Consider the following 9430-nt stretch of genomic DNA (forward strand, 5'->3'; position numbering starts at 1 on the left):
GCGCCTTTTCCGGCGGCTACGACTTCGGCGAGGGCTTCAAACACTGGGGCGACGCGATGAACACCGACGGGCGCTGGGACCCTGGCAAGGACTTCGCCATGGTCAGCGCCCGCGAGACCGGCCCGACCCAGAAGTTCATGGCCATCTGGCGCGCATCCAAACCCGTCATCGCCCAGGTGCACGGCTGGTGCGTCGGCGGCGCCAGCGACTACGCCCTGTGCGCCGACATCGTGATCGCCAGCGACGACGCCGTCATCGGCACGCCGTATGCCCGTATGTGGGGCGCCTACCTCACCGGAATGTGGCTATACCGGCTGTCGCTGGCCAAGGCGAAATGGCACTCGCTGACCGGTGAGCCACTAACTGGAATCGAAGCAGCCGCAATAGAACTCATCAACGAGTCCGTGCCCTTCGACCAACTCGAAGCCCGGGTCCGAGAGGTCGCAGCGAAGCTCGCGGCCATCCCCCTCTCGCAGCTGCAGGCGCAGAAGCTCATCGTCAACCAGGCCTACGAGAACATGGGGCTGGCCTCAACCCAGACGCTCGGCGGGATCCTCGACGGCTTGATGCGCAACACCCCCGACGCGCTCGAGTTCATCGGCACCGCAGCCAATCAGGGCGTGCGGGCAGCGGTCGAGCGCCGCGACGGGCCGTGGGGTGACTACAGTCAGGCCCCGCCGGACCGGCGGCCCGACCCGTCGAACATCATCGAGCCATGAGCCCAACAATCGGCGCGACGGATCCCGACGCATGGTCGACACGACTGTGGACCGACATCGAGCCCACCTTCGCTGCCATCCTTGCCCACCCGTTTCTGACTGGTCTGAGCGACGGCAGCCTCGACGAAGGCGCGTTCGCTCAGTACGTCGCGCAGGACGTGCACTACCTGCGGGACTATGCCCGCGCATTGGCCATCGTCGGGGCCAAAGCTCCCACGTTGGCCGACACCGCGATGTTCGCCCGCCACGCCGCAGAGGTATTCGACGTGGAACTCGCTTTGCACTCAACGCTGTTGCCCGAACTTGGGCTGGATCCCACCAGTCTTGACGCGGCGCCGCCGACTCCCACCACTCTGGCCTACACCAGTTATCTTCTAGCGACCGTGTATAGCGGCAGCTTCGCCGACGGGCTGGCGGCCGTGCTGCCGTGCTACTGGATCTACGCGGAGGTCGGTGCCGCGCTCATCGCGCGAGGCTCATCGGATCGTCGTTACCAACGCTGGATCGACAGTTATGGCGGAGACGAATTCGCGGCCACCGTCGCCCAGGTGCTGGAACTCGCCGACCGCACCGGGCCGACGCTGACCGTGGACGCGGAGACCGCCGCTCGTGCCCACTTCGTGACGACCGCCCGCTACGAGTGGATGTTCTTCGATGCCGCGTACAGACGCGAGGACTGGCCGGTCTAGCTCAGTCCTTGCGCCGCAGCCCACCCAGCATCGCGGCGATCACACCGAATACCACGAGAACACCGCCTGCGGCCAGCGTCAGGTTCAGCCATTGATGCAGGCTGTCCTCGGCGTGGCCGACCATCACATCGGCGATTTGCCGAATGTCGCCAGCGGTGCGGTTCAGCGCGTCGTTGACGTAGCGGCGCGCGACCTCGAGTCCCGCCCAACCGGCCGCGCCCACCAGCAACGCCGAAACACCCAGGGCTGCAAGCGCTTTACCGCGGGCGCGGGCCGAAGCCAATGTCAACAACGCGAACACACCCGCCAGAATCGTCGCACCGACGCTGGCCCATGGCCCCCACGTGGCCAGGGACCGGAGCTGCCCTGGCTGAAGTCCCGTCGTGTCGGGAACGGTGATCGGAACCGTCAGGGTCTGCGGCACCTCGAGATCGAGATTGCCGAGGGTCTCCTTGAGCGACGAATCGTTGAGCATCGGCGCAATGTCGATCAGCCATCGCTCGTTGGAACCCTCTTCGCGCTGAATCGAATTGGTGAACATCCAGCGATGCGCAATGCGGTTGGCCTGGGCGAATTGGCCTGGGAATCCCGCGTTTCCGGTGTAGGCGGTCGCCACGCCTCGAACCAGGTCGCGGTTGAGGTTGAAGCCGTTGTCGGCTCCGAGGGCCACGATCTGCGTGGTCAACTCGGACGCCATCGCGTTTTGCAGCTTCGGATCCTTGGCCGCGGACGCGGCAAGCGCGGCATAGCCGTCCTCGCTGACCACACTGCGCTGCGCCCACATCGTGGGTACCGCCACCGCCAGCGCGACCGTCGTGACGAGCCACAAGAACACGGTCGCCACCAACCGCACGCACGTCCTCCTCCTGCAGTGGGGACGCTTCAGTCGGCCAGCGCGCGTCCCACGATGAGGGGGTCCGGTCTGCCGACCACCTCATGATCCTTGTCGTCGTAGTCGAACTTACTCAGCACGTACCGCATGGCGTTGACGCGGGCGCGCTTCTTGTCGTTGCTCTTGACCACCACCCACGGCGCGACCTCGGTGTCCGTCCAGGCGAACATGTCTTCCTTGGCGGCGGTGTACGCATCCCACTTGTCCAACGAGGCAAGGTCCGTCGGCGACAGTTTCCATTGCCGCACCGGGTCGACCTGGCGGATGGTGAATCTGGTGCGTTGTTCGGACGGTGACACCGAGAACCACAGCTTGGTCAGGCTGATGCCGTCGTTGACCAGCATCTGCTCGAACAGCGGGACCTGACGGATGAATTCGGCGTGCTGCTTGGGAGTGCAAAAACCCATGACGCGCTCCACGCCTGCGCGGTTGTACCAAGACCGGTCGAACATCACCATCTCGCCGTGGGCGGGAAGGTGGTGAACGTAGCGCTGGAAGTACCACTGGGTGCGCTCACGCTCGGTCGGCTTCTCCAGCGCGACGACGCGGGCACCACGCGGGTTGAGGTGCTCCATGAACCGCTTGATGGTGCCGCCCTTGCCTGCCGCGTCGCGACCCTCGAAGACAATGACGTGGCGGTGGCCGTTGGCCTGGCTCCACTTCTGCAGTTTCAGAAGTTCGATCTGCAGTAGCCGCTTCTGTTCCTCGTAGTCTTCGCGTCGCATGCGCTCGTCGTACGGGTAGTTCTCCCGCCAGGTGTCGACGGGGACTCCGTCGATGTCGAGCAGGATGGGGTCGTCATCGTCGTCGTCGCGAACGCGATAGCCGTGTGATTCCAGAGTCACCGGCAGAAGGTATCGGCGCGGGCGTACGACAAGGTGACGCGCGGGTGAACGCCCAGTGCCCTACTTGGCTGCGCGGCGCGGCGTGATGAGCGCCAGCTTGGTCATCAGCTTGTTCATCCGCTTCAGGGCCTTCGGCGAGTTGTTGTAGTAGTTGCCGCCCGCGCCGACGTTGGTGCGCGGTGCGACCACCGCCTCCTGGCGGCAGTACTTGCGCAGTCCTTCGGCTCCGCCGAAGCGCGCGCCCATGCCAGAGGTCTTCCAGCCGCCCATGGGCGCCGTCGTGCACATCAGGTTCGAGATCACGTCGTTGACGTTGACGGCACCGCAATCCAGTTGAACCGCAACCTCTTTCGCCCGCTCAATGTTCTTGGAGAACACCGCGGCGCTCAGCCCGTACGGGCTGTCGTTCGCCAGCCGGATGGCTTCGTCGACCGTCGACACCTTCATGATCGGCAATGTGGGGCCGAACGTCTCCTCCGTCATGCACGTCATCGAGTGGTCCACGTCGACCAGCACCGTCGGCGGGTAGAAGCTGCCCGTGCCTGCCGTGCGCTTTCCACCGGTGAGCGCCTTCGCGCCTGCGACCACCGCGTCGTTGACATGTCGCTCGGTCACTGCAACCTGGCTCTCGTCGATCAGCGAGCCGAAGTCGTAGCCCTCGCCTGTGCCCATCTTCAGCTTCTCGACGTCGCGGACGACAGCCTTGACGAACTGGTCGTAGACCGGCTCCAGCACGTAGACCCGCTCCACCGATACGCACGTCTGGCCGGCGTTGAAGAACGCGCCCCACACCGCGGCGTGCGCCGCCAGGTCCACGTCGGCGTCATCAAGCACGATCATCGGGTCTTTGCCGCCCAGCTCCAGGCTGACCGGGGTGAGCCGGCGAGCGGCCCGCTCCATCACCTTGGCCCCGGTCGCGCAGGACCCGGTGAACTGGATGAAGTCGGAGTTGTCGATGACGGCCTCGGACACCTCGCGGGCGCCCTGCGCCAGCGCCAGCACCTCGGGCGCACCGGAGTCCAGCCAACCCCGCAGAAGTAGCTCGGCGGTCAACGGCGTGCGCTCGGAGGGCTTCAACAGCACGGCACATCCGGCGGCCAGAGCGCCGATGGCGTCCATCAGCGCGTTGGCGACCGGGTAATTCCACGGCGCGATGATGCCGACCACCGGGCGCGGCCGGTAGTGCACCTCGACCTTCTTGATGGACAGGAACGGCAGCGACGCCGGACGGGCTTCCGGGGCCAGCGCCTTCTCCATAGTCTTGATGTAGTACGCCGCGATCATGATCAGCAGCGGCACCTCTTGCGAGGCATCGACCGCCGACTTGCCGGTCTCCTTGATCAGCAGCGACTCGATCTCCTCGCGGTGCTCACCCATCCACAGCGCGTAGCGGGCGAGCACCTTCGCGCGGCCCTTGGCGCCGCGGGCCTCCCACTGCTTCTGCGCTTCGGCCAGCCCGGCCGCGATCCTGGGCACGTCAGCGGGATCGGTCCAGCGCACGGTTCCCGCAACCGCGCCGGTCGCAGGGTTGCGGATGGTGCTGGTGTCCGTGAGATCAACTTCGGGCGTCGTCGCGGTCATGGGGTCATGCTAGCTCTCGCTGTGACGTAGATCGCAGGCGGGGTTGACACCTGTCAAGTCCGGCGACCTGGACGCCGAGGCACACGATCGCCGTGCCGAGCAGTAGCCCGCCGACCGTGTCGGTGAAGTAGTGATACGTCACAGCTAGCCCGACCATGCCGAGCAGTACGGCGGTGACCGCAATCAGCACCGCCCACGTCGCGGCGCCTGCCACCAACACGAGCATCCCGACGACAATGACCGCCAGCGTCGCATGGCCACTCGGATACGCAAGCGCTCCGCCCTTTTCACGGTCGAACAGGTGCTTGAGCAGCCGTTCGAGCGCGACGGCGACGGCAGGAGCCACGAGGGCGACGACGGCGAGCCGCCATCGTCGTCGATAGAGCGCGACCGTCACGCAGGCCGCCAGCACGAGCGCGAGCACCCTCGCGTCGGCGAAGAAGAGAAGCCACTGGGCCGGACTATGCCGGTGTTGCAGGAACCAGTCGTCGAGATCGGTCGAGCGCTTGCCTACCGCCCATCCCAGCAACAGCGTGGCAGCGACGGCGATCGGCGGCCACAGCCGAATCAGCAGGCGATGCTGCCCGGTCAGGCGATGCCCCGCACATAAGCGGCCTGGCCGAGGTGCTGGGCGCTGTCGTCGACGATGCTGACCAACCGCACGCTCGCGGTGACCGGCGGGTTCCAGCGCGTGTCGACGATGCGGCTCAACTCGTCGACGGTCACCGAGGCGATGTACTCGAGCGTCACCTTGTGCACGGCGTGGTAGTAACCGGCGAGAACGTCGGCTGATGCGCGGACCTTGTCGACATCGTCGGGGCCGTGGCCGTAGCCCGTGTCGTCGCGCGGTAGGTCGAGACCGAAGCGGTCGACCCAGCCGTCGCGGGTCCACACCTCCTCGACGCCGGCGATGTCGCACAGTTGCGCGTCGTGCTGACGGGCGCTGTGCCAGATCAGCCACGCGATGCTGTTGGCCCGGGCGGTCGGGCGAAAGATCGCGATTTCGTCGGTCAATCCATCGGTCAGCTCCTCGACATGCTCGATGAGCCTGGTGAACGAGTCTCGCAGCAGTTCGCGAACCGCTGCCACATCAGAGTCAGCCATGGCGCCGACGCTACCGGGGTCTAGCTCTGCAGCGGTGCGCCGTGGAAGACGGCTTCGACGTTGTTGCCGTCGGGGTCGCGCACGAAGGCGCCGAAGTAGCCGGGGTGATACTCCGGCCATATCCGCGGGGCGTGCAGCGACTCAGCCCCCAGCTCCAGCGCGGCGTCGTAGAACGCCTGCACGGCGTCGGTATCGGCCGCATGGAACGCGAAGTGCACCTCGCGGTTGGGCCCCGCAGCGTCACCGGCGCTCATGTCGGCGATCCAGAAGTCCGGCTTGCCGTCCTTGCCGTAGCCGATGGCGACCTGGTAGTCCAGTTGGCGCGTATAGCCGAGTACCCCGAGGACCTTGTCGTAAAAGGCTTTTGACTTGTCCCAGTCGGCGCAGTTGATTCCGAAGTGATCGATCACGGGCTCATCGTAGATTCGAGGTATGACATATGACCTCGTGATCCGCAACGGCACCATTGTCGACGGCCTCGGTGGCGAACCGTTCGTCGGCGACGTCGCGGTTTCCGGCGGCGCGATCACGGCGGTCGGCGTCGTCGACGGCGACTGCAGGCGGGAGATCGACGCCACCGGCCTGCTGGTCACGCCGGGATTCATCGACCTGCACACCCACTACGACGGTCAGGCGATCTGGTCCGATCGGATGACGCCGTCGTCGGCGCACGGGGTGACGACGGCGGTCATGGGCAACTGCGGCGTCGGCTTCGCGCCGTGTCGAGCCGAGGACCACGACGTGCTGGTCGACGTGATGGCCGGCGTCGAAGACATCCCCGGCGTGGTCATGGTCGACGGTTTGCCGTGGGATTGGGAGACGTTTCCCGAGTACCTCGACGCGCTTGAGGCGCGACACAGGGACATTGACGTGGCCGCCTATCTGCCGCATTCGCCGCTGCGGGTGTACGTGATGGGTCAGCGCGGCGCGGACCGGGAACCCGCAACGGCCGAGGATCTGGCGCGGATGCGGGCGTTGGCACGGGAGGCGATCGAGGTCGGCGCGCTGGGCTTCGCGTCGTCGCGGTTCTCGTTTCACAAGACCGCGAGCGGCGCGCCGATCCCGACCTTCGACGCGGCCCAAGCCGAGATCGCCGCCATCGCGGACGGTGTCGCCGAGGCCGGTGGCGGGCTGATCCAGTTCGTGCCGGACATCGCGGCCGGCGGGTACGCGCCGGTGCTAGCGCAGGTCTTCGAGGCGGCCCAGGACGCCGGTCTGCCGGTGACGTTCACGCTGGCGACGGGTAACAGCGGCGATCCGCTCTGGCCCGATGCGATCACGATGGTCGAGAAGTTCAATTCTCTTTCGGGCGCGCACGCGCCCACCATCACCGCGCAGACCTTCCCGCGCCCCATCGGCTTGGTCATCGGACTGGAGCTGACGGGCAACCCGTTCGTCTTCTATCCCAGCTATCGCGAGATCGCTGATCTGCCGTTGGCCGAGCGGGTGGCCGAGATGCGCAGGCCCGAGGTGCGCGCCCGAATCCTTGCCGACAGTCCAGCGGGCGACGGCAATCCGCTGCTGTATCTGGCGCAGGCGTGGGATTGGATCTTCCCGCTCAACGACCCACCCGACTACGAACCGGATCCGTCGACGTCCATCTCGGCCAGGGCGCGGGCCCGCGGCGTCAGCCCGATGGAGGAGGCCTACGACCGTCTACTCGACGACGACGGCCACGCCATGCTGCTGGTCGCGATGGCCAACTTCGAGAACAACTCACTGGACACGGTCGGGCAGCTGATCCGTCGCGACGACGTCGTGCTCGGCCTCGGCGATGGCGGCGCACATTACGGAATGATTTGCGACGCAAGCTTTCCGACGTTCATGCTGGCGCATTGGGCCCGCGACCGGGCGAGTGGGCGCCTCAGTGTGGCCGAAGTGATTCGCGAACTGACGTCGGTGCCGGCACGGGTCGCCGGACTGGCCGACCGCGGCCGTATCGCGGTGGGCTACAAGGCTGATCTCAACGTCATCGACCATGCGGCGCTGCGGCTGCACAAGCCGGTGATCGCCTACGACTTGCCTGCCGGCGGCCGTCGCCTGGACCAAACTGCCGACGGCTACGTCGCGACCGTGGTCTCGGGCCAGGTGATCGCCGAGAACGGCGCGCCCACCGCGGCCCGACCGGGCAAGCTGGTCCGCGGCCGTCAACCCGCGCCTGCCGCATGACGCGCGTCGCGCCGCGGATTATTCTCGCGGCATGAGCGTAAAGGTGGATCTGAACCAACTGGCCGACAAGCTGGTCGACTTCAGCTTCGCCTACCTGATCTCCGTCGGAGACGACTTTCGCGCGCACACGGTGTTCGTCGAGCCGGTGTTCAGCGACGGTCGGCTCGACGTCGGCACCGTCGGCAGGCACACCCGCGAGAACACCGCCCGGCACGCCGACGTCACGCTCGTGTGGCCGCCGCGGGACGCCGGCGGTTACTCGCTGATCGTCGACGGCCGCGCGCAACAGTCGGGCGAAGCGCTGACCATCGAGCCCACCCGGGCGGTCCTGCACCGCAAGGCGACTGCCGACTCACCCACGACGGACCCGGCCGGCCTGCACGACTGCGTGCCGCTGAAGAAGTAGGCCGACGCCTCACCCGCCTCACCCGCCGCGAGTGTGCGGTTTCGTACGCGACACGCCGTCGGGGCGTCCAAATTCGCACCGTCACCATGTCTTTGGGCATCCTCGGGCGATTAGCGCGGCACCCACACGGTCGAGGAAGGACTGTGGGTTGTTGTGCAATATGCCGCTTGTGAGCCGGACGTCGATCCATCCGAGTTCTGGCAAGACTGCGTATCGCTCGACGTCCTTTGTCCGCTGCTTCGGATTTGACCAGTGGTGGGCACCCTCGAAATCGACGCCGACTAGCCATTCGCGCCAACCCATATCGATACGCCAAACCTTCCCCTGCTTGTCGATCACCCTGATCTGAGTCTGAGGCCGCGGATATCCCGCCTTGATCAATAGCAGCCGTGTGAGCGACTCATACGGCGACTCGGCTCCGCCGTCGACGAGGTCGAGGGTCTGGCGGAGTTGATTCAGCCCGCGCACGCCGGGATGTCTGGCGATCACGGCTTCGACGTCAGCCACCTTGACGTCTGTGCCGTTCATCAGGGCATCGATGCGCTGTACGCCGTCCTCAAGCCCCAACCGACGACCCATATCGAAAGCGGTCCGCGCGGGCGTCGTCACGCGCATACCTGCAATAGTCTGCATCTCACCGGACGCAAGCACGTCGCTATGGATGGTGAGCATCGGCGGCGCCCTCCGATTCCGGTGAACCAGCTCTGCAGGCAGACCAGGCTCTATCCACTTGGAACCCAGCAGCGCGGACGCCGACAGGCCGGCAAGTACCCCGCGCCGACGAGACCACAGCCACGCCGCTCGTGACCGTTGGACCGCCGAGAGCTCCACACCCCGCGGCACATGCACGCCGGGATAGACCGGCGCATAAGACCGTCGCAGCTCACGGACTGACAGCGCGCCGGCTTCAACGGCGTCCCAGCCGCGAAACGGCCAATCCAGTTCCTCCCGCATGGCCGCAGGTTGTTACTGCCGTCTGACATATCCCGTCGGCTGTGCGGATTTATCCACAGGCCGTCGTGCCG

Annotated in this window: 11 protein-coding genes; 4 read left to right on the forward strand and 7 right to left on the reverse strand. The window is 66.3% G+C overall.

Features of this window, described 5'->3' with window-relative positions; all coding sequences use genetic code 11:
- Together VFH65_RS24290 and tenA are read left to right on the forward strand one after the other, a co-directional pair.
- Positions 1-719: crotonase/enoyl-CoA hydratase family protein (locus VFH65_RS24290; RefSeq protein ID WP_353324950.1), on the forward strand; the 719-nt coding region annotated here is incomplete at its 5' end.
- The gene (tenA, locus tag VFH65_RS24295) at positions 716-1408 is read left to right on the forward strand and encodes a thiaminase II (protein WP_353324952.1); all 693 of its coding nucleotides are present in this window, start codon (positions 716-718) and stop codon (positions 1406-1408) included. The genes VFH65_RS24290 and tenA, both read left to right, overlap by 4 nt.
- A 1-nt stretch (position 1409) precedes the next feature.
- Here tenA and VFH65_RS24300 read toward each other — a convergent pair whose 3' ends face one another.
- From VFH65_RS24300 to VFH65_RS24325, 6 genes are read right to left on the reverse strand one after another with little or no spacing between them, the layout of a single operon-like run.
- Positions 1410-2261: a hypothetical protein gene (locus VFH65_RS24300; protein WP_353324954.1), complete on the reverse strand. Its 852-nt coding sequence runs from the start codon at positions 2259-2261 to the stop codon at positions 1410-1412.
- Between the two features lie 29 nt (positions 2262-2290).
- Positions 2291-3145 (reverse strand): polyphosphate kinase 2, encoded by an 855-nt coding sequence (gene ppk2, locus VFH65_RS24305; RefSeq protein WP_353324955.1) that lies wholly within the window; start codon positions 3143-3145, stop codon positions 2291-2293.
- Positions 3146-3205: 60 nt separating this feature from the next.
- A complete protein-coding gene (locus tag VFH65_RS24310) occupies positions 3206-4726 on the reverse strand; it encodes an aldehyde dehydrogenase family protein (protein WP_353324956.1) in 1521 nt (506 codons plus the stop codon).
- Positions 4727-4730: 4 nt separating this feature from the next.
- On the reverse strand, positions 4731-5255 hold the full coding sequence (locus tag VFH65_RS24315) for a phosphatase PAP2 family protein (RefSeq protein WP_353324958.1): 525 nt from the start codon (positions 5253-5255) through the stop codon (positions 4731-4733).
- A 59-nt stretch (positions 5256-5314) separates the two neighbouring features.
- Positions 5315-5830 (reverse strand): mycothiol transferase, encoded by a 516-nt coding sequence (locus VFH65_RS24320; protein WP_353324960.1) that lies wholly within the window; start codon positions 5828-5830, stop codon positions 5315-5317.
- A gap of 20 nt (positions 5831-5850) precedes the next feature.
- Positions 5851-6240, reverse strand: a complete 390-nt coding sequence (locus VFH65_RS24325; RefSeq protein WP_353324961.1) for a VOC family protein — start codon at positions 6238-6240, stop codon at positions 5851-5853.
- A 22-nt stretch (positions 6241-6262) separates the two neighbouring features.
- Between VFH65_RS24325 and VFH65_RS24330 the strand changes: the two genes are divergently transcribed.
- Both VFH65_RS24330 and VFH65_RS24335 read left to right on the forward strand, forming a co-directional pair.
- Entirely contained in the window at positions 6263-7999 is a 1737-nt protein-coding gene (locus VFH65_RS24330) for an N-acyl-D-amino-acid deacylase family protein (protein WP_353324963.1), read from the forward strand.
- A 31-nt stretch (positions 8000-8030) separates the two neighbouring features.
- On the forward strand, positions 8031-8405 hold the full coding sequence (locus VFH65_RS24335) for a pyridoxamine 5'-phosphate oxidase family protein (protein ID WP_353324965.1): 375 nt from the start codon (positions 8031-8033) through the stop codon (positions 8403-8405).
- Positions 8406-8486: 81 nt separating this feature from the next.
- Here the strand turns inward: VFH65_RS24335 and VFH65_RS24340 are convergent, their stop codons facing one another.
- Positions 8487-9359: a hypothetical protein gene (locus VFH65_RS24340; RefSeq protein WP_353324967.1), complete on the reverse strand. Its 873-nt coding sequence runs from the start codon at positions 9357-9359 to the stop codon at positions 8487-8489.
- Positions 9360-9430: the final 71 nt, after the last annotated feature.

The organism is Mycobacterium sp. (assembly GCF_035697385.1).
Classification (GTDB): Bacteria; Actinomycetota; Actinomycetes; order Mycobacteriales; family Mycobacteriaceae; genus Mycobacterium.